Below are 22,178 nucleotides of genomic sequence, written 5' to 3' on the forward strand. Positions count from 1 at the left end.
TGTTCCGACAAGTGCCGAGTATCCCACGTGAGGCCCCTTCCCATCGCGGGATATCGGGCGGGACGCCCGGGGGCGGAAGCAACCCCGGAGCGGCCTGTTCCGTCTGGGAGAATGGCTGGACAGCATTCGAGATAGAAGGACGTGTCGTGGCTCAGAGCAGCACCGAGACCGACTGGGTCTCCCGTTTCGCGGACGAGGTCATCGCCGAGGCGGAGCGCCGAGCACCCGGCAAACCTGTCGTCGTCGCGTCCGGACTCTCCCCCTCCGGCCCGATCCACCTGGGCAACCTCCGCGAGGTCATGACCCCGCACCTGGTCGCCGACGAGATCCGCCGCCGCGGTTTCGAGGTCCGGCACGTGATCTCCTGGGACGACTACGACCGGTACCGGAAGGTGCCCAGGGGCATCCCCGGTGTCACCGAGGAGTCCCACGCCCAGCACATCGGCCGCCCCCTGACCGCCGTGCCCGCCCCCGAGGGCTCCTCGTACCCGAACTGGGCCGAGCACTTCAAGGCCGCCATGGTCGAGGCGCTGGCCGAGCTGGGCGTCGAGTACGACCCGATCAGCCAGACCGAGCAGTACCTGGCCGGTGCCTACCGCGAGCAGATCCTGCACGCGATGAAGCACCGCGGCGACATCGACGCCGTCCTCGCCCAGTACCGCACGAAGCAGAAGCCGGGCGGCAAGAAGCCCCAGCAGAAGCCGGTCGACGAGGCCGAGCTGGAGGCCGCCGAGGGCTCCGGTGCGGCCGCCGAGGACGACGGGAGCGCCGAGGGCGCGGAGTACTTCCCGTACAAGCCGTACTGCGGCGCGTGCAACAAGGACTTCACCAAGGTCACCTCGTACGACGACGGGACGACCGAGCTGACCTACGTCTGCACCGAGTGCGAGTTCACCGAGACGGTCAAGCTGTCGGAGTTCAACCGCGGCAAGCTGGTCTGGAAGGTCGACTGGCCGATGCGCTGGGCGTACGAGGGCGTGATCTTCGAGCCCTCCGGCGTCGACCACTCCTCGCCGGGCTCGTCCTTCCAGGTCGGCGGGCAGATCGTGCACCTCTTCGGTGCCGAGCAGCCGATCGGCCCGATGTACGCGTTCGTCGGCATCAGCGGCATGGCCAAGATGTCCTCGTCGAAGGGCGGGGTCCCGACCCCGGCCGACGCGCTGAAGATCATGGAGCCGCAGCTGCTGCGCTGGCTGTACGCCCGCCGCCGGCCCAACCAGTCCTTCAAGATCGCCTTCGACCAGGAGATCCAGCGCCTCTACGACGAGTGGGACAAGCTGGAGGCGAAGGTCGCCGACGGCTCCGTGCTCCCGGCCGACGCCGCCGCGCACACCCGCGCCGTCCGCGTCGCCTCGCACGAGCTGCCGCGCACCCCGCGCCCGCTGCCGTACCGGACGCTCGCCTCCGTCGTCGACATCACCGCCGGCCACGACGAGCAGACCCTGCGCATCCTGACCGACCTGGACCCGTCGCAGCCGCTGACCTCCCTCGACGAGGTACGGCCGCGCCTGGACCGCGCCGAGAACTGGATCAGCACCCAGGTTCCGGCCGACCAGCGCACCCTCGTACGCGAGGAGCCCGACACCGAGCTCCTGTCCTCCCTGGACGACGAGGGCCGCGAGTCGCTGCGCCTGCTGGTGGAGGGCCTCGAATCCCACTGGTCGCTCGACGGGCTCACCACGCTCGTCTACGGCGTCCCGAAGGTGATGGCCGGCCTGGAGCCCGACGCCAAGCCCACGCCCGAGCTCAAGGTCGCCCAGCGCTCCTTCTTCGCGCTGCTCTACCGCCTGCTCGTGACCCGGGAGACCGGGCCGCGCCTGCCCACGCTGCTGCTCGCGGTCGGGGCGGACCGGGTGCGCAAGCTGCTCGCCGCCTGACGCGGCGCGCGCGCGACGACACACAAGGGCCCGCACCCCCCGGGGTGCGGGCCCTTGCGCGTACCGTCGGCGCGGCGGCTAGGAGATGTGCTCGTTCTCCAGGTCGCGCTGGTAGCGCTGCTTCAGTTCCGGCATCAGCCGGCTGATCGTCCGGAAGGCGAGCGGGTGCGTTATCCCGTGCCGGTCCGAGAGGTATATGTCGATCTGCTCGGGGCTCGGCACCTTGCCGTTCTCCTCGATGTACGCCCGGAACACCTCGTACGCGGCCTCCGCGAACTTCGCCTCGTCCACGGACCCGTCCACGGACCCGTCCACGAGCCCGTCCAGGGATCCGTCACCGGCGTCCGCGCGGGCCGCCGGGATCGGGAGTTCCTGCTGTCCGGGCAGCTGCTCCTGCGGCTCCTCCGGGCCGGTCGGGGGCATCACCGGAGTCGGCTCCAGGCCCTCGACGTACTGGGGGTTGTAGCCGCCTTCGTACGCGGCCTGCGGTGCCAGCGGCGCGGCGAACCAGGCGCTGTCGTGGGCCGCGGGCATGGCCGTCGGCTCCACCGCGAACGGCGGCGGGGCGTGATGACCGGGCACGGGCCCGGCCACGGCGGCGGGAGCGGGGACCTGCGGAGCCGGGGCCGCCTGGGCCTCGAACGGGCCCTGCGCACCCTGCACGGCGGCGGCAGGGGCCTGGGCGGGGACCTGGGCTGCGCCCGGCGCGCCCCCCTGGCCCGCGGCGCCCGCCTCCAGGGCCGGGGCCGACGGGGCCGGGGCCGCCGCGGCCGCCGGAGGCAGCAGCACCGGGTCGATGCCCGCCGCCGCCAGCCCTTCCGGAGCCGTCTGCGCCAGCGGAACGCCGATCCGGGCCAGCCGCAGCGGCATCAGCGCCTCCACCGGCGCCTTGCGCCGCCACGCACGCCCGTACCGGGCCTGCAGCCGTGCCTGGTAGATCAGCCGGTCCTGCTCCATGCCGACGGCCTGCTCGTAGGAGCGCAGCTCCCACAGCTTCATCCGGCGCCACAGCTTGAACGTCGGCACGGGCGACAGGAGCCAGCGCGTGATCCGCACACCCTCCATGTGCCGGTCCGCGGTGATGTCCGCGATCCGGCCCACCGCGTGCCGGGCCGCCTCCACCGTGACCACGAACAGGATCGGGATCACGGCGTGCATGCCCACGCCCAGCGGGTCCGGCCAGGCCGCCGCACCGTTGAACGCGATCGTCGCCGCGGTCAGCAGCCACGCCGTCTGCCGCAGCAGCGGGAACGGGATGCGGATCCAGGTAAGGAGGAGGTCCAGGGCGAGCAGCACGCAGATGCCCGCGTCGATGCCGATCGGGAACACCAGCGAGAAGTTCCCGAACCCCTTCTGCAGGGCGAGCGCGCGCACCGCGGCGTACGAACCGGCGAAACCGATCCCCGCGATCACCACGGCTCCTGCGACCACGACGCCGATGAGTATCCGGTGCGTACGAGTCAGCTGCATCGCGGCCACCCGCGATCCCCTCCCCTTGTCGAGCTACGGCAGGCACAGCGTACGGGTGACCGCACAGGTGACTGAATGTCAGCCTCCCCTTAAGCCGCCCGGATCCGCCCGGACCTACTGCGCGGAGGGAGAAGCCTGCTGCTCAGGCTGCTTCTGCTGCTGGTTGGCGGTGCCGACCGAGCCGACCGCCTCCTTCGCCGCGGCGATCGCGTCCTGGAGCAGCTTGGCCTGATCCGGGGCGCCGGCGCCCTCGTACGCCGCACCGTTGTAGTCGAGCGTGACCACCACGTTCTGCGTGCGCGCCACGATCGTCGTGTTGAAGAAGTCGACGTCCTTCTTCACGCCGTACACGACCGACGTCGCCTGGTCGCCGATGCCGCCGGCCTGCTCGACCTTCACGTCGTGCGCGCCCTCGGACGCCTTCGCCGTCTCGACCTGCTTGGCGTACTGGTCCTCGGCGCGCTTGTTCGCGCCACCGAGCGAGGCGTGCGACTCGTAGCGGACCATGGAGATCGACAGCCAGCGGTACTGCGAACCCTTCAGGCCGTCCTCGTCCAGGCCGTTCCAGGAGCAGCTGGCGCGGGTGGTCAGGTCGTTCGACTTGGTCGCGGTGCCGTTCTTGTCCTTCGCCTCCGGGACGAGGGTGTCGACGGTCCCGGACTGGATCGACTTGCACGGGTCGGGCAGCGTCGCGAACGCCGGCTTCTCCAGCGCGGCCGACGCCTTGCCGCTCGGCTTGGCGGACGACGCGGACGCGCCGGGCTTCTTGTCGCCGCCCGAACCGGAGTCCTTGCCCGAGTCGGACGAGCAGCCGGCGACGGTGAGGATCACCGGGACGGCTGCGCAGGCGAGAACGCGAGTGAGGCGCGAGGCTGATCGGTGCATGGTTCCTTCAGTACGTTGTGGGGCGCGTTCTGTGGACGCGGTGCGGGCGCGGGACCCGAACAAAGGTAGCCCGACCCGGCGCGCGTCTGGTGTGCGCGCCGTCACGCCGAGCCCCCCGCGCCCTCTGTCACTCGTTGAACCGCTCGACGAGCGCCTGCGCCAACTGCCGTGCCTTGTCCTGGGTTTCGGGGCTGGGGGGAACCGTACCGGGCAGTGACGGCTGCACGCTGTACTCGACGGTGACGATCACATTCGAGGTGCGGAACACGATCCGCACGGTCCGCGCCTGCGCCGCACTGGCACCGGCCGCACCGAGCTTGTCCTCGATGTAGGCCTCGGTGCCGAGCCCTTCGAGAACACGGGACCCGAGCTCGGGCGGCGGGGCGGACGGGCTGCCGCCGGCCGGTGACGGTGACTGCCCGGCCGGCGGGGGAGCAGTGGCCGCGGGGGTGGCGGCGCCGGGCGCGGGGGCGCCGGCCGTGGGGTTGGCCGCCGGGTTGGCCGCGGGGGTGCCGGGGCTGGTCGCCGGGTTCGGCGTGGGGCCGGGGAAGGGCAGGTGCGCGTCCGTCAGCCGGCGCACGTACACCTGCCGCGCCTTGTCGTCGTCGCTCATGAGGGTCCGGTCGTACGAGACCACGCGCTCGAAGCCGACCGACAGCAGCCGGGTCTCCTCGGGCGTCTGCGCGGTCCAGCGGCAGCCGACGTGCCGGTCGCCGTCGTACGAGGTGTCCGCGGTGCCGGCGTACAGCCGGACGCGCTGCTCGTCGGTGAGGCTGTCCCCGGCCGGGAGCATGGCCCGCAGGCGCTTGACGTCGGCGGCCTTGCAGGGCGAGGGCAGGCTGCGGTACTTGCCGGCCGGTGCGGGTGCGGGGCTGCTGTCGCCCGCCTTGGAGTCGCTGTCGGAGCCGACGCCGTTCCCGCTCGTGCACCCGGTCAGGCCGGTCACACCGGCCACGAGTGCGGTGAGCATCGCGATGCCCGGCAGGACACCTCGCCGTACCGCCTTGCGCTGCACGTCCACTGGCCCCCTTCGACCGGCCGGCGGCCCGGCGGTCAGGAAAAATGCGTTGCCGCGCTTTGGACGCGGATGAACACAATGTCTATCGCACACGCTGGTGCTGGCGCCGGTCCCCTGTCTGTTTTGGGGCTAAGAGCGAGGCTTTTTGCGTATTACGAACTTTCTGTGGTTTCCGGGGGATTGAAGCGTCATGTCGTATGTAGAGGTACCGGGGGCGAAGGTCCCGATCCGGATGTGGACCGACCCGGCGTCGGTCGAGGCCGGCGCGATGCAGCAGTTGCACAACGTCGCCACCCTTCCGTGGATCAAGGGTCTGGCGGTCATGCCGGACGTCCACTACGGCAAGGGCGCCACGGTCGGCTCGGTGATCGCGATGAAGGACGCGGTGTGCCCGGCGGCGGTGGGCGTGGACATCGGCTGCGGCATGTCGGCGGTGAAGACGTCCCTGACGGCGAACGACCTCCCGGGAGACCTGTCGGGCCTGCGCTCGAAGATCGAGCGCGCCATCCCGGTCGGCGCGGGCATGCACCGCGACCCGGTGGACCCGGACCGTCTGTACGGGTTCCCGGCGGAGGGGTACGGGGACTTCTGGGAGCGGTTCGACTACATCGCGGACGCCGTGAAGTTCCGCAGGGACCGCGCAATGCGGCAGATGGGAAGCCTCGGGCAGGGAAATCACTTCTGTGAAGTCTGTATAGACGCATCCGGTTCGGTCTGGCTCATGCTGCACTCCGGCTCCCGGAACATCGGCAACGAGCTGGCGGACTTCCACATCAACGTGGCCCGGGGCCTGGACCACAACCAGGGCCTGGTGGACCGGGACCTGGCCGTGTTCCTCGCGGCCACCCCGCAGATGCAGGCCTACCGCAACGACCTCTTCTGGGCGCAGGAGTACGCCAAGTACAACCGGGCCGTGATGATGAGTCTGTTCAAGGAGGTCCTCCGCAAGGAGTTCCGGAAGGCGAAGGTGTCCTTCGGCCGCGAGATCAGCTGCCACCACAACTACGTGGCGGAGGAGCGGTACGAGGGCATGGACCTGCTGGTCACCCGCAAGGGCGCGATCCGCGCCGGCAGCGGTGACTACGGGATCATCCCGGGCTCCATGGGGACGGGCTCGTACATCGTGAAGGGGCTGGGGAACGAGAAGTCGTTCAACTCTGCGTCGCACGGAGCGGGCCGGAAGATGAGCCGGACGGCCGCGAAGAAGCGGTTCTCGGCGCGGGACCTCGCCGAGCAGACCAAGGGCGTCGAGTGCCGCAAGGACTCGGGCGTCGTCGACGAGATCCCGGGCGCGTACAAGTCGATCGAGCAGGTCATCGACCAGCAGACGGACCTCGTCGAGGTCGTGGCCAAGCTCAGGCAGGTCATCTGCATCAAGGGCTGAGCCCTGGGTGCGGCTGTCGGGGGAATGGAGGGGCCCGGACCGTTCACGGTCCGGGCCCCTCCGTGCGTACGGGACAGCCCAAGCGGTCAGAGGTCCCGGTGGACCTTCGTGTTCGAGGCCTGGGCGCGGGGGCGTACCACCAGGAGGTCGATGTTGACGTGGCTGGGGCGGGTCACGGCCCAGGTGATGGTGTCGGCGACGTCGTCGGCGGTGAGGGGGGCCGCCACGCCCGCGTAGACCTTCTCGGCCTTCTCCGCGTCGCCGCGGAAGCGGGTCTTGGCGAACTCCTCGGTCTTGACCATGCCCGGGGCGATCTCGATGACGCGGACCGGCTGGCCCACGATCTCCAGGCGGAGGGTCTCGGCCAGGACGCGGGCGCCGTTCTTGGCGGCGACGTAGCCGGCGCCGCCCTCGTACGTGGCGTGGCCCGCGGTGGAGGACAGGACCACGACCGTGCCGTCGCCGGAGGCGATGAGGGCGGGGAGCAGGGCCTGGGTGAGGTTGAGGGTGCCGATGACGTTGACCTCGTACATCGTGCGCCAGTCGGCGGGGTCGCCGGTGGCGACGGGTTCGGCTCCGATGGCGCCGCCGGCGTTGTTGACCAGTACGTCGCAGCGGTCGAGGGAGGCGGCGAAGGCGTCGACGGCGGGGCGGTCGGTGACGTCGAGGGCGTGGGCCGCGGCGGAGTGGCCGGCTGCCGTCAGCTCGGCGGCGAGGGCCTCGATGCGGTCCTTGCGGCGGGCGGTGAGGACGACGTGGTAGCCGGCGTCGGCGAGCTGCCGGGCGGTGGCCGCGCCGATGCCGCTGCTCGCGCCGGTGACTACGGCGGTCCGGATGGTGGCAGCCGTGCTCATCTGCGGTGCTCCTCGGTCGTTCGGGCGTTCGTTCGTACGGGCGATCACCCGCCAGCATAGGCGGGGCTCAGCGGCCGCGCGGGGCGTACATGATCACGGCCATGCCGGCGAGACAGACGAGGGCTCCGGCGATGTCCCAGCGGTCGGGGCGGTAGCCGTTGGCGGCCATGCCCCACAGGAGGGAGCCGGCGACGAAGACGCCGCCGTACGCGGCGAGGACCCGGGCGAAGTCGCCCTGGGGCTGGAGGGTGGCGACGAAGCCGTAGAGGCCGAGGGCGATGACCCCGGCGCCGATCCAGGCCCACCCCCTGTGTTCGCGTACGCCTTGCCAGACGAGCCACGCGCCGCCGATCTCCAGGACGGCGGCGAGCGCGAACAGGGCGGCGGAGCGGGCGATCAGCATGGCTCGAAGCGTACGCAGGCGGGCCGGGGCCGCCCGCCGGTTGGGGGAGGGCTCGCCCTCGTTCGTGTGATGGTCCGACCGGGCGGGGGTGGTGCTGGCTAGCCTCCGCGCGTGGAGGTGGTGGCGGTGCGCCGTGGTGCCGTACGGAGTGTGGTGGTGGCGGGCTTGCTGGTGCTCGGGGTGACCGGTGCGTCCGGGGTTTCCGGTGCGTCCGGGGCCCCGGCGGTCTTCGGGAAGGGGCGCAGCGGTCCCGAGGCGGACGTGGCGTACCACGGGCGGGTGTCCCTGGAGCGGGGGCGGCTGCGGGTGTGGGTGGTGCCGCAGAACGAGGGGCCGGCCGGGCTGCCGAACGCGACCCTGCGCGTGCGGCTGTCGGCGGACCTCGCGGACCGGCAGGAGCTGGCGGAGGGGTGCGTACGGGCGGGGCTGCGCGAGGTGATGTGCGAGACGGGTGCGCTGCCGCTGCACGGGCAGGGCCGGCACATCGGGCTGTTGCTGGCGCTGAAGGAGCCGGTGCCGGAGGTGGTGGTCCGGATCGACACGTGGTGGAACGGCGGGGCGTCCGACCGGGACCTGTCCAACAACCAGCACGCGGTGCTGGCGCTGGACACGGGCGACGCGTACGCCTTCTGACCTCGGGCTGCCGAGGGCGTCTGGCCGCGGCGTGGCTGTCCTACGGGGTGGCCACGCCGCCGAACTCCTCCACGGCCTCGCTGACGATCCGCTCCAGGCGGGCGTGGTGGGCGCCGCGCCAGTAGACCCGTTCGCAGGCCGTGCACTGGGCGAAGACGTCGTACGAGCGCTGCGTGCCGCCTTCGAGGCGGTCGCCGACGCTGTCCTTGTCCGCGTCGCGCAGCGGCCCGTTGCAGGCGGTGCAGCGGGTCCACGGGGTGAGCGCGGGGGCGAACCGGCTCAGTACGTCGCGCAGTTGCTCGTCGGGGTTGTCGCTGTAGACGTAGGCGCCGGCGAACAGTTCGCGGCGGCGCAGCAGTCCGCGGTCGCGGGAGAGCAGGACGCGCTGTTCGGCGGCGGAGCGGGTGGCGAGGGCGGGGTCGCCGATGTCCTCGTTCTCGTAGGCGGCGTCGACGCCGAGCAGGCGCAGGCGGCGGGCGAGGGTGCCGAGGTGGACGTCGAGGAGGAAGCGCAGGGGTGCGCCCTCGATCTGCTGGGGGCGCTCGACGCCGAGGACCTCCACGTCCTGTCCGGCGCGCGGCACGTACGAGACGGGTACCTCGCGGCCGTCGACGAGGAGCCTGCCGACCTCGGTGAGCGGGACGCCGGCCGATTCGACGACGTGGCCGAGGCTGGAGGCGCCGTCGGTGGCGGTCGGTACGCGTTCGGCGCGCCGGCTGGGCGGGGCGAACAGGCGTAGTTCGGGGGCGAGGGTGAGCTGAATGCCGGGTCCGTTCACGCTGTCAGCATGCCATCGGGGGGCGGGGCGGCGCGGCCGAATTACGAGGTCGCGGCGGTGGCGTCGTAGGCGGTGCGGTGGGCGTCGACCTCGTCGAAGTGGTTCTCGGCCCACTGCTTCACGGAGGTGAGGAGGCAGGCGAGGCTGCTGCCGAGGCCGGTGAGGCGGTAGTCGACGCGGACGGGCACGGTCGGCGTGACGCTGCGGGTGACGAGGCCGTCGCGTTCGAGGGAGCGCAGGGTCTGGGTGAGCATCTTCTGGCTGACGCCGGGGATCTTGCGGCCGAGGTCGCTGTAGCGCATGGAGGAGTCCTCGGCCTGGGCGAGGGCGGCGACGATGAGGCCGACCCATTTGTCGCTGATGCGGGCCAGGAGCTGGCTGGTGGGGCACTCCTTGAGGAAGGCGTCGTAGGCGTAGCGGGCGTCTTCGCGGCGGTCGGCGGCGGTTCGGGTGGCCATGGGTACCCCACTTCCGGGTCGGGTACGCACCCTGAAGTGCGTACTTACGAAAGGAGAGTACCTCTCCCTAGGTTAGTGCTCAGCAGGAACGAGCGAACGAAACCGAAACCCAGACCGAACCGGAAGCCGGGGAGACATCATGAACGAGAACGTGCAGACCGTGGAGACCATGCAGGCGGCCGTCGTGAACGGCTTCGGCGGGCCCGAGCAGGTGGAGGTCGTGCAGGTGCCGGTCCCGCGGCCGGAGGCCGGACAGGTCCGGATCCGGGTCGCGGCGGCCGGGGTGAACCCGGTGGACGGCGCGGTCCGCGTGGGCGTCTTCGGCGGCGCCGGGCAGACGCTGGGGCTCGGCTGGGACGTGGCCGGCGAGATCGACGAGGTCGGCGCGGGGGTCACCGGCTGGTCGGTGGGGCAGCGGGTGGTGGGGCTGCACTACGGGCCGGTCAAGCCGCTGGGCACGCACGCCGAGTACGCGGTGCTCGACGCCTCGGCGGTGGCGGCCGCCCCGACCACGGTGGACGCGGTCGCCGCGGCCGGGCTCCCGCTGAGCGGGCTGACCGCGGGCCGGGCGGTGCGGCTGCTGGGGCTGGCCCCCGGCTCCTCGGTGCTGATCACCGGGGCGGCGGGTGTGGTCGGCGGGCTCGCGGTGCAGCTGGCGGTGCGGGCGGGGCTGGTGGTGACGGCCCTGGCGGGCGAGGCGGACGAGGAGTTCGTACGGTCGCTGGGCGCGACGGGCTTCGTCCCGCGGGGCTCGGCTCCGGCGGAGCCGGTGGACGGGGTCCTGGACGCGGCGGTCCTCGGGGAGCCGGCGCTGGGCTTCGTCCGTGACGGCGGGGTCTACGTGGGCCTGCGCCCGCACGCCGGCCCGGCCCCGGAGCGCGGGATCCGGGTGGTGGAGCAGGAGGTCGCGGCGGACGGCGCGCACCTGGCGGAGCTGGTGGGCCTGGTGGACGCCGGCGCGCTGACCCTCAGGGTGGCGCAGACGATCGCCCTGGCCGACGCGGCGAAGGCCCACGCCCTGCTGGCCGAGCCGGGCACCCGCGGCCGCCTGGTCCTGACGGCCTCCTGACCGGAGGTACGCATACGGGCAGGGCCGCCGATCGGGGAACCGGCGGCCCGTGCGGTCCGCAGTCTCAGGGGAACGGGCCGGGCAGCGGGGGCCTGACGTGTCGGGGCGGCGGTGCCGGCAACCGGGTGGATCCTGCGCCGAGCGGGGGAGATCCCCTCGGCTGGCCGGTCGGTGGGCGCGGTGGAAGACTCGGTGGGGAGTGGCGAGGAGCGACCCATGGGTGCTTCGACGGTCCCGACTGCGGTGCGGCTGGACGACGCCGCGTACCACGAGCTGGCGCGTTCCTTCCGGGGAAGTCTGGTGCGGGCCGGGGACGCCCCGTACGAGGAGCGCCGGCGGATCTGGAACGGTGCGATCGACCGGCATCCCGCCCTGATCGCGCCCTGTACCGGTTCGTCCGATGTGGTGGCGGCGCTGAAGTGGGCGGTGGAGACGGGTGCGCCGGTCGCGGTGCGCAGTGGCGGCCACAGCTTCCCCGGGCATTCGGTGTGCGACGGCGGCGTGGTGATCGACCTGTCGGCGATGCGTGAGGTCCGGGTGGATCCGGAGGCCCGTACCGTCCGGGTCCAGGCGGGGGTGCTGCTGGGCGAGCTGGACGCGGCGACGCAGCCGTTCGGGCTGGCGGTGCCGTCCGGGATCGTGACGCACACGGGGGTCGCGGGGCTGACGCTGGGCGGCGGGATCGGCTGGCTGAGCCGCAAGTACGGGCTGAGCGTGGACCAGCTGCTGTCGGTGGACCTGGTCACGGCGTCCGGGGAGCGGCTCACGGCGAGTGCGGTGCACGAGCCGGAGCTGTTCTGGGGCATGCGCGGGGCGGGCGGGAACTTTGGGATCGTCACGGAGTTCACGTTCCGGCTGAACCCGGTGGGTCCGACGGTGCTCGCGGGGCCGGTGTTGTGGCCGGTGGAGGAGTCGGCGCGGGTGATGCGGTTCTACCGGGACTGGATCACAGGTGTTCCGGACGAGCTGACGACGATCGTCGTGCACCGCAAGGCCCCGCCGACGGCGGCGATCCCGGCGGAGCTGCACGGCAGGCCGGTGGTGATGGTGATCGCCTGCTGGGTGGGTGACGTGGCGGCGGGCGAGGACGTGATGAGGCCGCTGCGGGAGTTCGGGCGGCCGCTGCTGGACCTGTGCCGGCCGAAGCCCTACCTGGCGCACCAGGCGATGTTCGACGCGTCGTTCCCGCACGGGTGGTGGTACTACTTCCGGGGCTGCGGCCTGGACCGGCTCGCCGACGGGGTCGTGGACACGATGGCGCGGTACGCGGGGCGGATCGTCTCCCCGCAGAGCGGTTTCCCGCTGTTCCAGCTGGGCGGCGCGGTCGCCCGGGTCGGCGAGGACGACACGGCGGCGGGCGGGCGCGGGCTGGGCCACATGCTCAACATCAACGGGATCAGGGACACGTCCGAGGGCTTCGCGGGGGAGTGCGCGTGGGTCCGGGAGTTCTGGTCGGCGCTGGAGCCGTACCACGCGGGCGTGTACGTGAACTTCCTGATGGACGAGGGCGAGCAGCGGATCCGGCAGGCGTACGGCTCGCGGGAGCGGAAGCTGGACCGGCTGCGGGCGCTGAAGGCCGAGTGGGATCCGGGCAACGTGTTCCGGCTCAACCAGAACATCCCGCCGGCGTGATCCGGAAGACGGGTCGCGGTCCGCGGGTGATTGCGGCGCGGCTACGGGCAGGTGCGGGGCGGCTTGGTCACGCTGGGTGGTGAGAGCAGGGGCCACCACCGAGCCGGAGGCACAGATGAGCCAGCCGCACCCGATGAACCCGGTCCACCCGATGGACCCGGCCGACCAGTCCCACCCGGTCGACCAGTCGCACCCGGCCGACCAGTCCCACCCGGTGGACCAGTCGCACCCGGCGGAACGCGCCGTGTGCGTGCCGTTCACGGCCGCCGAGACCGGCGCACTGCACGACGCGCTGCACGGGATCGTCGCCGACGGGGCCACCCCGGGAGGCGTCGTCGTGTGCGGCACGGCGGCCGGGGACCGTGCCGTGCTGTCGGCCGGGGTCGTCTCCCCGTTCACCGGTCCGGTCGCCCCCGACGAGAACACCGTCTACGACATCGCGTCCCTGACGAAGGTCACCGCGACCTGGCCGCTCGTCGGCCGTGCCGTCGACGCGGGCCTGCTCGCGCTCGACCGTCCCGTACGGGAGTTCCTGCCGGCCATGGACGGGACGATGCCCAGTGCGGAGGCCACCGTGCGCCAGCTGCTCTCGCACACCGGCGGCCTGCGGGCGGCCACCCGGCTCGACCTGTACGACCTGACCGAGCGCCCGCTGCACGAGCTGATCTGCCGGGAGCTGATGGAGAACCTCCCGGGCACCCACCGCTACGTCAACCGCGGCTACATCCTGCTGGGCCTGGCCCTCGCCCATGTCCACGGCAGGCCGCTGGAGCGGCTGGCCGGCGCGCTCTGGGCCGAGCTGGGCATGGGCGCCACCGCGTACGGTCCCCTCGCACAGTCGCCACGGGTCGCGCCGACCGAGCAGTGCGAGGGGCACGACCGGGTCTGGGGTGTCGTCCACGACGAGAACGCGGCCCTGCTGGGCGGTGTCGCCGGCCACGCGGGCGTGTTCGCACCGGCCGCCGACCTCGCCACGTACGCCGAGCGGCTGCTCGGCGGGCGCGGGAGCGCGCTCGGCCGGTGGTTCGACGCGAGCCTCGTCCCCCAGGCGGAGATCGAGCCCGGCCTGCAGCGCGGCCTGGGCTGGATCCTGGGGGCCGGCGGGGCGGTGGTCCACCACCACGGGTTCACCGGAACGAGTCTGTTCCTCGCTCCCGCCACCGGCCGGTACGTGGTCATCGCGACGAACGCCGTCCACAACGGCGCCGCCTCGCGCATCCGGATCGCGCCGCTGCGCGAGCGGGCCTTCAAGACGCTGGCCTCAACGGTCGGCTGAGGCTCCGGGCTCCGGGTTCCCCGCCCAGGTCCAGGTCCAGGGGCGCGGGTCGGGCCCGCCGGAGCCGTCAGGGCCAGACGAGGCAGTACGGCTGGTGTCCCGCCTCGTGCAGCCGATGGCTGAAGTCCTGCCACTCGTGGAGCAGCTGGTAGACGTTGAAGGCGTCGCGCGGGCCGCCGCGGTCGGGGACCGTGGACCAGATGAACGCCGCGGCGCCGACCGACTCCTCGCCGATGCCGCGCAGCGGGTCGACGACCGTCATCGGGAGTTTGACCACCGCGTAGTCGGGGTGGAGGACGACCAGCTCCAGCGGGGGCACCTTGTGCAGAGGTATGCCCTCGATGCCGGTCAGGACCATCGCGGCCACCGTCTCCGGCTTGATCTTGGTGAACAGGCCGCCCATGCCGAGCTCGTCGCCGCCGAGCTCCTCCGGCCGCATGGTGACGGGGACCCGGGCGGCCGTCGCGCCGTCGGGCGCGCCGAAGTACTTGTACGTCACGCCCATGCCGCGGCCCTTGGGCAGGCCATCGTCGTCGGGGGATTCCAGCGGCCCCGGCACCGGATCGGCCGCGTCCGCGGCCCGGCGCCGGTGCTTGCCCCGTCGGCGGGCTTCGCGGGCCTCGCGGGCGCGCTGCGGGTCGAGGCCGTCCGTACCCTCGCCCGGTCCACCACCGCGTTGCATATCTCCACCCGACTGGTCTTGCCTGCCCCGGCCCCGCGGCCCCCGCCACGCAGCCTGATCATCATGGCAGTGACCTCCCCAGGGGCGGCGCGGTGAAACGCCCGTCCGCAAGTCAGTCGCGGCCTGATGAGACCATGGCTGGTGTGAGCTACCCGTACCCGTATGAAGCCAAAGTCTCGCAGACTCTCTTTGACCGCGCGTCCCTCGTGACGCCTGGCGGCGTGAACTCTCCCGTGCGGGCCTTCCGCGCCGTGGGTGGAACGCCCAGGTTCATGGTGTCCGGTACCGGTCCGTACCTGACCGATGCCGACGGCCGCGAGTACGTCGACCTGGTCTGCTCGTGGGGACCGATGATTCTCGGCCACGCCCACCCGGCCGTGGTGGAGGCCATCCAGGCCGCCGTCGCCCGCGGCACCTCCTTCGGTACGCCCGGTGAGGGCGAGGTCGCGCTGGCCGAGGAGATCGTCGGGCGCATCGAACCCGTCGAGCAGGTGCGTCTGGTGTCTTCGGGCACCGAGGCGACCATGTCGGCGATCCGGCTGGCGCGCGGCTTCACGGGCCGGGCCAAGGTCGTGAAGTTCGCGGGCTGCTATCACGGCCACGTGGACGCGCTGCTCGCCGCCGCCGGTTCCGGTTTGGCGACCTTCGCGCTTCCGGACACGCCCGGGGTGACCGGTGCGCAGGCCGGTGACACGATCGTGCTGCCGTACAACGACCTCGAAGCGGTACGGGCGGCGTTCGCGGCGCACCCCGGTGAGATCGCGTGCGTGATCACGGAGGCCGCGCCCGGCAACATGGGTGTGGTGACCCCGGCCCCCGGCTTCAACCAGGGGCTCGCGGACGTGTGCCGGGAGAACGGCGCGCTGTATATCTCCGACGAGGTCATGACGGGTTTCCGCACCTCGCGCGCCGGCTGGTACGGCGTCGACGGGGTCAAGCCGGACCTGATGACCTTCGGCAAGGTCATGGGCGGCGGCTTCCCGGCCGCGGCGTTCGGCGGTCGCGCCGACGTGATGGGGTACCTGGCCCCGGCCGGCCCGGTGTACCAGGCGGGCACGCTCTCGGGGAACCCGGTCGCCACGGCGGCCGGTCTCGCGCAGCTGCGGCTGCTGGACGCGGCCGCGTACGAGAAGGTCGACGCGGTCTCCGCACAGATCCAGGGCCTGGTCACGGACGCGCTCGCCAAGGAGGGCGTCGCGCACCGGCTGCAGACCGCGTCCAACATGTTCTCCGTCTTCTTCACCGAGGACGAGGTCAGGAACTACGACGACGCCAAGAAGCAGGAGTCCTTCCGCTTCAACGGCTTCTTCCACTCGATGCTGTCGCAGGGCGTCTACCTGCCGCCGTCCGCGTTCGAGTCGTGGTTCGTCTCCACCGCCCACGACGAGCGGGCGGTCGAGCGGATCGCGGCCGCACTGCCCGCTGCCGCCCGCGCCGCCGCGCAGGCCACCCCGGAGGCCACCGCATGAGCGAGATCACCGTCGTCCACCTGATGCGCCACGGCGAGGTGCACAACCCGGACGGGGTCCTGTACGGGCGTCGTGCCGGCTACCACCTCTCCGAGCTGGGCCGCGAGATGGCCGAGCGCGTCGCGGACCACCTGCAGAACCGCGACATCACGTACGTGGTCTCCTCCCCGCTGGAGCGGGCGCAGGAGACGGCGGCGCCGGTCGCCAAGAGCCACGGCCTGGTCGTCGCGAGCGATGCGCGGCTGCTGGAGGCGGAGAACGTCTTCGAGGGCAAGACCTTCGGTGTCGGGGACGGCGCGCTGCGCAAGCCCGCGAACTGGAAGCACCTGACGAACCCGTTCAGGCCGTCGTGGGGCGAGCCGTACGTGGAGCAGGTCGTACGGATGACGAGTGCGATCGAGGCGGCGCGCGACGCGGCCCGCGGCCACGAGGCGGTGGCGGTCAGCCACCAGCTGCCGATCTGGATCGTGCGCAGCTTCGCGGAGAAGCGCCGGCTGTGGCACGACCCGCGGCGCCGGCAGTGCACGCTGGCCTCGCTGACGTCGTTCACGTACGACGGGGACCGGCTGGTGTCGGTGGGCTACAGCGAGCCGGCCCGGGATCTGGTCCCGGCCCATCTCCTCGCGGGGGCGAAGCCGGTGAAGGGCAAGTCGAAGGCCTTCGGCGCCTAAAAAGTCGTACAAGTCGTACGGGGTGTTGCGCGTTGCCCCTCGACTTCGCTGAAAAGTCCGTTTATGTGACTATTCATGAGCGAAGCGACGCGTGACTTCACCCGGAACTTCACCCGCAGGGGACTGCTCGGGCTCGGCGCCGCGGCCGTCGCGGTGGCCGCCGGGGTCACCGGCTGCGGCGGCGGGAGTCGTCCGTCCGGGCCGGGGCGGCCCGGTCCGGGCGGCCCCGGCGGCCCCGGCCCGTCCGGAGCCGCCGTCCGGCCGATCGGCGACGGCTCCACCGCCGACTGCGGCCCGCAGCCCCACCAGCCGGCCAAGCCGGTGCCGCTCCAGCCGGGCGAGACCCCGCCGCAGTTCGTGGTGTTCAGCTGGGACGGTGCGGGGGAGATCGGCAACGGCCTCTTCCCGCAGTTCCTCAAGCTGGCCAGGGACCACGGCGCGGCCATGACCTTCTTCCTCTCCGGCATCTACCTGCTGCCCGAGTCCAAGAAGGACCTCTACAAGCCGCCGAACAACCCGGTCGGGGCCTCCGACATCGGCTACCTCAAGGACGAGAACGTCCGCAACACCCTGAAGTGCGTCCGCGAGGCGTGGCTCGACGGCCACGAGGTCGGGACCCATTTCAACGGCCACTTCTGCGGCGGCTCCGGCTCCGTGGCCCACTGGACCCCCGACGACTGGCAGAGCGAGATCGACCAGGCCGTGTCCTTCGTCACCAACTGGCGGACCAACACCGGCTTCACCGACCTGGAACCCCTGCCCTTCGACTACCGCAAGGAGCTGGTCGGCGGCCGCACCCCGTGCCTGCTCGGCCAGGACAACCTGCTGCCGGTCGCGCAGAGGCTCGGCTGGCGCTACGACGCCTCCTCGCCCGGCGGCGTCCAGGCGTGGCCCGTGAAGAGGTCGGGCGTCTGGGACCTGCCGCTGCAGTCCATGCCGTTTCCCGGGCACTCCTTCGAGGTGCTGTCGATGGACTACAACATCCTCGCCAACCAGTCGAAGAACACCACCCGCGGCATGCCCTCCAACTACCCCGCCTGGCGCACCCAGGCCACCAGCTCCTACCTCGGCGGCTTCCGGCGCGCGTACGAGACGAACCGCGCGCCGCTGTTCATCGGCAACCACTTCGAGGAATGGAACGGCGGCATCTACATGGACGCCGTCGAGGAGGCCCTCAAGGGCATGTCGGACAAAAAGGATGTACGGCTCGTCTCCTTCCGGCAGTTCGCCGACTGGCTCGACGTGCAGGACCCCAAGCTGCTCGCCCGGCTCCAGGAGCTGGCTCCGGGCCAGTCGCCGACCGGTGGCTGGCGCACGTACCTCACCACTGTCTGACCAGCGGCTTAACACACCTTCGGGGGGCGCGGAAGATCCCCAAATCAGTCATGCGAAACTTTTCACATGAGAATCGGCCGTGCTCTCCTGCTCACCGCGGTGACCCTCGCGGGCGCCCTGACCCTGTCGGCGTGCGGCGACGACAGCGGCAAGCCGAACGGCTCCGGCGGCGGCAACTACGTGACGGGCGCAAGCGGCATCTCCACCGTCGCGAAGGACGCGCGCACCGACGCCCCCAAGCTCGACGGCGAAACCGTCGACGGCAAGACCCTCGACACCACGGCGCTCAAGGGCAAGGTCGTCGTCCTCAACGTCTGGGGCTCGTGGTGCCCGCCGTGCCGCGCCGAGGCCCCGAACTTCGCGAAGGTGTCCAAGGAGCTCGCCGACGGCGGCAAGGACGTCGCCTTCGTCGGCATCAACACCCGCGACACGAGCAAGCAGAACGCGGCCGCGTTCGAGGAGAACTTCAAGATCGCCTACCCGAGCCTCTACGACCCGGACGGGAAGCTGCTGCTCCGCTTCCCCGCGGGCACCCTCAACCCGCAGGCCATCCCCTCCACGATCGTCCTCGACAAGCAGGGCAGGATCGCCGCCCGCACCCTCGTCGCGATCAACGAGCAGCAGCTGCGCTCGATGATCGACCCGCTGCTCGCGGAGCAGTGACCTCGTGGTCCCCGAGCTCCTCACCCTGGCCGCCGAGCCGACCGGCGTGAACACGACGGTCCTCGGCGGGGCCCTGATGCTGGCGCTGCCCATCTCGGTCCTCGCCGGACTCGTCTCCTTCTTCTCGCCGTGCGTGCTGCCGCTGGTCCCCGGCTACCTCTCCTACGTCACCGGCGTCAGCGGAGCCGACCTCGCCGAGGCGCGGCGCGGACGGATGCTGGGGGGCGCCCTCCTGTTCATCGCCGGCTTCACGGCAGTCTTCGTCTCCACCGGGGCGCTCTTCGGCTACTTCGGGGCCACGCTCCGGGAGAACAACGAGGTCATCTCCCGGGTCCTCGGCGGCCTGGTGATCGTTCTCGGCTTCTTCTTCATGGGCCTGATCCCGGGCCTGACGATGCGCGAGTTCCGCTTCCACAGGAAGCCGACGGCGGGTCTGATCGGCGCGCCCGTGCTCGGGGTGCTCTTCGGTGTCGGCTGGACCCCCTGCATGGGGCCGACGCTCGCGGCCGTCACCACGCTCTCCCTCGACCAGGCGAGCGCCGGCCGGGGTGCGCTGCTGACCGTCGCCTACTGTCTGGGACTGGGCCTGCCCTTCGTCCTCACGGCGATCGCCTTCCGCAAGGCGCTCGGAGCCTTCGGCTGGGTGAAGCAGCACTATGCATGGGTGATGCGGATCGGCGGCGGCATGCTGGTCCTGACCGGTCTGCTGCTCGTCACGGGACTGTGGACGGGCATCGTCAACGACATGCAGAGCTGGACCCAAACCTTCACGGTGGGGATCTGAGGACTACACACGAATGAGTACGACAGACAGGACGTCCACCGAGGCGTCGAACCCGTCCGAGGACTCCGCCGAGGCGGCCGCCGGAGCGCAGCTGTCCACCGCGCCCGCGCAGGACGGCGGCGGCCCCGTCGGCATCGGCGTGATCGGCTGGATCCGCTGGTTCTGGCGGCAGCTCACCTCGATGCGGGTGGCGCTGATCCTCCTCTTCCTGCTCTCCCTGGGCTCCATCCCCGGCTCGCTCGTCCCGCAGAACCAGGTCGACGCGATGAAGGTGGCCCAGTGGAAGAAGGACCACTCCTTCTGGGTCCCGCTCGCCGAGAAGCTCCAGCTGTTCGACGTCTACAGCTCGGTGTGGTTCTCCGCGATCTACCTGCTGCTGTTCATCTCGCTGATCGGCTGCATCGTCCCGCGCACCTGGCAGTTCGTCGGCCAGCTCACCGGGCGCCCGCCCGGCGCCCCCAGGCGGCTGGACCGGCTGCCCGCGTACGCGACGTGGCGTACGCAGAAGTCGCCCGACGAGGTGCTCGCGCAGGCGAAGACGCTCCTCGCCGGACGGCGGTTCCGCACCGAGGCCGGCACGGGCTCCGTCGCCGCCGAGAAGGGCTATCTGCGCGAGGCCGGGAACCTGGTCTTCCACATCGCCCTGATCGTGATGCTGGTCGCGTTCGCCTGGGGCCAGCTGTTCAAGTCCGAGGGCGGCAAGCTCGTCCTGCGCGGCAAGGGCTTCGCTAACACGCTCACCCAGTACGACGACTTCAAGTACGGCAGCCTCTTCTCACCCGAGGACCTGTCGCCGTTCTCCTTCACGCTCGACAAGTTCGACGCCACCTACGAGGAGAGCGGCCCGCAGAAGGGCACCGCGCGCGACTTCACGGCGCACGTCACCTTCCGCGACGGCGTGGACGGCGCACCGCAGAAGCGCGAGATCCAGGTCAACAAGCCCCTGGAGGTCGACGGGGCCAAGGTCTACCTGCTCGGCCACGGCTACGCGCCGGTCATCTCGGTGACCGACCCGACCGGCAAGGTGATCTACAAGGACGCCGTGCCGATGCTGCCCTTCGACGCGAACCTCAGCTCCTCCGGCGCGGTCAAGGTGCCGGACGGCTACAGCGACAAGGACGGCAAGAAGGAGCAGCTCGGCTTCAACGCCATGTTCGTGCCGACCTTCGCCGGCGAGGGCAAGGGAACGATGCTCTCCCAGTTCCCCGACCTGAAGTACCCGGTCCTCGCGCTCAGCGCCTACCACGGCAGCCTGGGCGTGGACTCGGGCCTGCCGCAGAACGTGTACCAGCTGAACACCTCGAAGATGCAGGAGTTCAAGGACGCCGACGGGCAGCTGTTCAAGAAGCGGCTGCTGCCCGGCGAGACGATGGAGCTCCCGAACGGCGCGGGCGTGGTGAAGTTCGAGGGCATCGAGCGCTGGGCCACCTTCACGATCACCCGTCAGCCCGGCAGCGGCCTCGCGCTCGCGGGCGCGATCGCCGCCATCGGCGGCCTGGCCGGGTCGCTGTTCATCCAGCGCCGCCGGGTCTGGGTGCGCGCGGTGGCCGGCCAGGACGGCGTGACCGTCGTCGAGATGGCGGGCCTCGGCCGCAGCGAGTCGGCCAGGCTCCCGGAGGAGCTGGGACAGCTCGCCGCCGCCCTCCACGAGCAGGCGCCCACGGCGCCCGACCAACCTGTCAAGGAAACTGTTGAAGGGGAGCGCGGATGACGCCGCTCGCAGCCGAAGTCAACGAGAATTTGGCTCAGATCAGTAACTACCTGGTCTATTCGTCGATGGCGGTCTACACGCTCGCCTTCCTCGCCCACATCGCCGAGTGGATCTTCGGCAGCCGCAGCAAGGTGGGCCGTACGGCCGCCGCGCTGACCGGAACCAAGGCCGCGGCCGCCGGCGCTCCCGCCGTCCAGGTGCGCGGCAAGGGGGGTACGGCCGTCCTCGACAAGCCGAAGGTCGTCACCCGCTCCACCAACGGCACCCGCGACGTCCCGGACGGCCCCGGCGCGGCCGGCGGCACCGTGAACGGCGACCTGTACGGCCGGATCGCGATCTCGCTGACCACCCTGGCCTTCGTCATCGAGGCGGCCGGAGTGGTGTCCCGCGCGACGTCCGTGCAGCGGGCCCCCTGGGGCAACATGTACGAGTTCTCGCTCACCTTCTCCACGGTGGCCGTCGGCGCGTACCTGATCCTGCTGGCGCTGAAGAAGAACGTCCGCTGGATGGGCCTGATCCTGGTCACCACCGTCCTGCTGGACCTCGGCATCGCCACCACCTGGCTCTACACCGCCAGCGACCAGCTGGTCCCGGCGCTGCACTCGTACTGGCTGTGGATCCACGTCTCCACCGCGATCATCTGCGGCGCGGTCTTCTACATCGGGGCGAGCGGCACGCTGCTGTACCTGTTCCGCGATTCCTACGAGACCAAGCTCGCCTCCGGCGGCACCCCGGGCCGCTTCGCGACCTCGGTGATGGAGCGGCTCCCCTCGGCGGCCACCCTCGACAAGTTCTCGTACCGGATCAACGCGGCCTTCTTCCCGCTGTGGACCTTCACCATCGTGGCGGGCGCGATCTGGGCGGGCGACGCCTGGGGCCGCTACTGGGGCTGGGACCCCAAGGAGGTCTGGTCCTTCGTGACGTGGGTGGCGTACGCCACCTACCTGCACGCCCGCGCCACCGCCGGCTGGAAGGGCCGCAAGGCCGCGTACCTCGCGCTCTTCGCCTTCGCCTGCTGGATCTGGAACTACTACGGCGTGAACATCCTGCTCAACGGCAAGCACTCGTACGCGGGCGTCTGACCCGCGGACGGCAGACGTGTGACCCGCAGGCGTCCCCTCCGCAG

At 71.5% G+C, this 22,178-nt stretch carries 21 protein-coding genes; 13 read left to right on the forward strand and 8 right to left on the reverse strand.

The features are described 5' to 3' along the window. Positions 1 to 146: 146 nt before the first annotated feature. A complete protein-coding gene (gene lysS, locus ACIPK4_RS15555) occupies positions 147 to 1,877 on the forward strand; it encodes a lysine--tRNA ligase (protein WP_402313013.1) in 1,731 nt (576 codons plus the stop codon). A gap of 78 nt (positions 1,878 to 1,955) precedes the next feature. On the opposite strand, the gene ACIPK4_RS15560 is transcribed toward lysS, so the two are convergent. The 3 genes from ACIPK4_RS15560 to ACIPK4_RS15570 form a co-directional block, all read right to left on the reverse strand. Continuing rightward, a complete protein-coding gene (locus tag ACIPK4_RS15560; RefSeq protein ID WP_402313015.1) occupies positions 1,956 to 3,356 on the reverse strand; it encodes a DUF2637 domain-containing protein in 1,401 nt (466 codons plus the stop codon). Between the two features lie 105 nt (positions 3,357 to 3,461). After that, a complete protein-coding gene (locus ACIPK4_RS15565) occupies positions 3,462 to 4,232 on the reverse strand; it encodes a DUF3558 domain-containing protein (RefSeq protein ID WP_402313017.1) in 771 nt (256 codons plus the stop codon). A 127-nt stretch (positions 4,233 to 4,359) separates the two neighbouring features. Further along, a complete protein-coding gene (locus ACIPK4_RS15570) occupies positions 4,360 to 5,247 on the reverse strand; it encodes a DUF3558 domain-containing protein (RefSeq protein ID WP_402313019.1) in 888 nt (295 codons plus the stop codon). Between the two features lie 193 nt (positions 5,248 to 5,440). Between ACIPK4_RS15570 and ACIPK4_RS15575 the strand changes: the two genes are divergently transcribed. Next, complete coding sequence (locus tag ACIPK4_RS15575) at positions 5,441 to 6,634, forward strand: RtcB family protein (RefSeq protein WP_402313021.1); 1,194 nt, start codon at positions 5,441 to 5,443, stop codon at positions 6,632 to 6,634. Between the two features lie 86 nt (positions 6,635 to 6,720). Here ACIPK4_RS15575 and ACIPK4_RS15580 read toward each other — a convergent pair whose 3' ends face one another. Continuing rightward, the gene (locus ACIPK4_RS15580; RefSeq protein ID WP_376198732.1) at positions 6,721 to 7,488 is read right to left on the reverse strand and encodes an SDR family NAD(P)-dependent oxidoreductase; all 768 of its coding nucleotides are present in this window, start codon (positions 7,486 to 7,488) and stop codon (positions 6,721 to 6,723) included. A 67-nt stretch (positions 7,489 to 7,555) separates the two neighbouring features. Next, positions 7,556 to 7,891, reverse strand: a complete 336-nt coding sequence (locus tag ACIPK4_RS15585) for a YnfA family protein (protein ID WP_402313023.1) — start codon at positions 7,889 to 7,891, stop codon at positions 7,556 to 7,558. Positions 7,892 to 8,002: 111 nt separating this feature from the next. Here ACIPK4_RS15585 and ACIPK4_RS15590 point away from each other — a divergent pair, with 111 nt between their 5' ends. Beyond that, positions 8,003 to 8,524, forward strand: a complete 522-nt coding sequence (locus ACIPK4_RS15590) for a hypothetical protein (protein ID WP_402313025.1) — start codon at positions 8,003 to 8,005, stop codon at positions 8,522 to 8,524. A 40-nt stretch (positions 8,525 to 8,564) separates the two neighbouring features. Here ACIPK4_RS15590 and ACIPK4_RS15595 read toward each other — a convergent pair whose 3' ends face one another. Both ACIPK4_RS15595 and ACIPK4_RS15600 read right to left on the reverse strand, forming a co-directional pair. After that, positions 8,565 to 9,302 carry a Mut7-C RNAse domain-containing protein gene (locus ACIPK4_RS15595; protein ID WP_402313027.1) on the reverse strand — a complete coding sequence of 246 codons (738 nt, stop codon included), beginning with the start codon at positions 9,300 to 9,302 and terminating at the stop codon, positions 8,565 to 8,567. A gap of 41 nt (positions 9,303 to 9,343) precedes the next feature. Beyond that, on the reverse strand, positions 9,344 to 9,760 hold the full coding sequence (locus tag ACIPK4_RS15600) for a helix-turn-helix domain-containing protein (protein ID WP_054223280.1): 417 nt from the start codon (positions 9,758 to 9,760) through the stop codon (positions 9,344 to 9,346). Between the two features lie 169 nt (positions 9,761 to 9,929). Here ACIPK4_RS15600 and ACIPK4_RS15605 point away from each other — a divergent pair, with 169 nt between their 5' ends. The 3 genes from ACIPK4_RS15605 (at position 9,930) to ACIPK4_RS15615 (ending at position 13,737) form a co-directional block, all read left to right on the forward strand. After that, positions 9,930 to 10,829, forward strand: coding sequence for an NADP-dependent oxidoreductase (locus ACIPK4_RS15605; RefSeq protein ID WP_402313640.1), 900 nt, complete (start codon positions 9,930 to 9,932; stop codon positions 10,827 to 10,829). 216 nt (positions 10,830 to 11,045) lie between these two features. Then, entirely contained in the window at positions 11,046 to 12,461 is a 1,416-nt protein-coding gene (locus tag ACIPK4_RS15610; protein WP_402313029.1) for an FAD-binding oxidoreductase, read from the forward strand. 115 nt (positions 12,462 to 12,576) lie between these two features. Further along, entirely contained in the window at positions 12,577 to 13,737 is a 1,161-nt protein-coding gene (locus ACIPK4_RS15615; RefSeq protein WP_402313032.1) for a serine hydrolase domain-containing protein, read from the forward strand. A 67-nt stretch (positions 13,738 to 13,804) separates the two neighbouring features. On the opposite strand, the gene ACIPK4_RS15620 is transcribed toward ACIPK4_RS15615, so the two are convergent. Continuing rightward, on the reverse strand, positions 13,805 to 14,242 hold the full coding sequence (locus ACIPK4_RS15620; protein WP_030161262.1) for a hypothetical protein: 438 nt from the start codon (positions 14,240 to 14,242) through the stop codon (positions 13,805 to 13,807). A 311-nt stretch (positions 14,243 to 14,553) separates the two neighbouring features. Here ACIPK4_RS15620 and hemL point away from each other — a divergent pair, with 311 nt between their 5' ends. The 7 genes from hemL to ccsB all read left to right on the forward strand — a co-directional run bounded on the left by hemL (position 14,554) and on the right by ccsB (position 22,134). Beyond that, positions 14,554 to 15,888 (forward strand): glutamate-1-semialdehyde 2,1-aminomutase, encoded by a 1,335-nt coding sequence (gene hemL / locus ACIPK4_RS15625; protein ID WP_402313035.1) that lies wholly within the window; start codon positions 14,554 to 14,556, stop codon positions 15,886 to 15,888. Continuing rightward, positions 15,885 to 16,559, forward strand: coding sequence for a histidine phosphatase family protein (locus tag ACIPK4_RS15630; RefSeq protein ID WP_054223283.1), 675 nt, complete (start codon positions 15,885 to 15,887; stop codon positions 16,557 to 16,559). Before hemL ends, ACIPK4_RS15630 begins: the two co-directional genes overlap by 4 nt. A gap of 75 nt (positions 16,560 to 16,634) precedes the next feature. After that, positions 16,635 to 17,894 carry a hypothetical protein gene (locus ACIPK4_RS15635; protein WP_402313037.1) on the forward strand — a complete coding sequence of 420 codons (1,260 nt, stop codon included), beginning with the start codon at positions 16,635 to 16,637 and terminating at the stop codon, positions 17,892 to 17,894. 66 nt (positions 17,895 to 17,960) lie between these two features. Beyond that, entirely contained in the window at positions 17,961 to 18,557 is a 597-nt protein-coding gene (locus tag ACIPK4_RS15640; RefSeq protein ID WP_402313040.1) for a TlpA family protein disulfide reductase, read from the forward strand. Positions 18,558 to 18,633: 76 nt separating this feature from the next. After that, complete coding sequence (locus ACIPK4_RS15645) at positions 18,634 to 19,341, forward strand: cytochrome c biogenesis CcdA family protein (RefSeq protein WP_376198735.1); 708 nt, start codon at positions 18,634 to 18,636, stop codon at positions 19,339 to 19,341. 13 nt (positions 19,342 to 19,354) lie between these two features. Next, the gene (locus tag ACIPK4_RS15650; protein WP_402313042.1) at positions 19,355 to 21,052 is read left to right on the forward strand and encodes a cytochrome c biogenesis protein ResB; all 1,698 of its coding nucleotides are present in this window, start codon (positions 19,355 to 19,357) and stop codon (positions 21,050 to 21,052) included. Next, positions 21,049 to 22,134 carry a c-type cytochrome biogenesis protein CcsB gene (gene ccsB, locus ACIPK4_RS15655; protein ID WP_054223288.1) on the forward strand — a complete coding sequence of 362 codons (1,086 nt, stop codon included), beginning with the start codon at positions 21,049 to 21,051 and terminating at the stop codon, positions 22,132 to 22,134. The genes ACIPK4_RS15650 and ccsB overlap by 4 nt, the downstream gene beginning before the upstream one ends. Positions 22,135 to 22,178 lie beyond the last annotated feature (44 nt).

The organism is Streptomyces sp. NPDC086989 (assembly GCF_044745505.1).
Taxonomy (GTDB): Bacteria; Actinomycetota; Actinomycetes; order Streptomycetales; family Streptomycetaceae; genus Streptomyces.

Excerpts from the sequence above, each read along its gene's own strand:
- ACIPK4_RS15605 (WP_402313640.1), top strand. The coding sequence starts at position 9,930 with ATGCAGGCGGCCGTCGTGAACGGCTTCGGCGGGCCCGAGCAGGTGGAG.
- ACIPK4_RS15640 (WP_402313040.1), top strand. The coding sequence starts at position 17,961 with ATGAGAATCGGCCGTGCTCTCCTGCTCACCGCGGTGACCCTCGCGGGC.
- ACIPK4_RS15635 (WP_402313037.1), top strand. The coding sequence starts at position 16,635 with ATGAGCGAAGCGACGCGTGACTTCACCCGGAACTTCACCCGCAGGGGA.
- ACIPK4_RS15575 (WP_402313021.1), top strand. The coding sequence starts at position 5,441 with ATGTCGTATGTAGAGGTACCGGGGGCGAAGGTCCCGATCCGGATGTGG.
- ACIPK4_RS15600 (WP_054223280.1), bottom strand. The coding sequence starts at position 9,760 with ATGGCCACCCGAACCGCCGCCGACCGCCGCGAAGACGCCCGCTACGCC.
- ccsB (WP_054223288.1), top strand. The coding sequence starts at position 21,049 with ATGACGCCGCTCGCAGCCGAAGTCAACGAGAATTTGGCTCAGATCAGT.
- ACIPK4_RS15615 (WP_402313032.1), top strand. The coding sequence starts at position 12,577 with ATGAGCCAGCCGCACCCGATGAACCCGGTCCACCCGATGGACCCGGCC.
- ACIPK4_RS15645 (WP_376198735.1), top strand. The coding sequence starts at position 18,634 with ATGCTGGCGCTGCCCATCTCGGTCCTCGCCGGACTCGTCTCCTTCTTC.
- hemL (WP_402313035.1), top strand. The coding sequence starts at position 14,554 with ATGGCTGGTGTGAGCTACCCGTACCCGTATGAAGCCAAAGTCTCGCAG.
- ACIPK4_RS15580 (WP_376198732.1), bottom strand. The coding sequence starts at position 7,488 with ATGAGCACGGCTGCCACCATCCGGACCGCCGTAGTCACCGGCGCGAGC.
- ACIPK4_RS15585 (WP_402313023.1), bottom strand. The coding sequence starts at position 7,891 with ATGCTGATCGCCCGCTCCGCCGCCCTGTTCGCGCTCGCCGCCGTCCTG.
- ACIPK4_RS15630 (WP_054223283.1), top strand. The coding sequence starts at position 15,885 with ATGAGCGAGATCACCGTCGTCCACCTGATGCGCCACGGCGAGGTGCAC.
- ACIPK4_RS15610 (WP_402313029.1), top strand. The coding sequence starts at position 11,046 with ATGGGTGCTTCGACGGTCCCGACTGCGGTGCGGCTGGACGACGCCGCG.
- ACIPK4_RS15650 (WP_402313042.1), top strand. The coding sequence starts at position 19,355 with ATGAGTACGACAGACAGGACGTCCACCGAGGCGTCGAACCCGTCCGAG.
- ACIPK4_RS15620 (WP_030161262.1), bottom strand. The coding sequence starts at position 14,242 with ATGGGCGTGACGTACAAGTACTTCGGCGCGCCCGACGGCGCGACGGCC.
- ACIPK4_RS15565 (WP_402313017.1), bottom strand. The coding sequence starts at position 4,232 with ATGCACCGATCAGCCTCGCGCCTCACTCGCGTTCTCGCCTGCGCAGCC.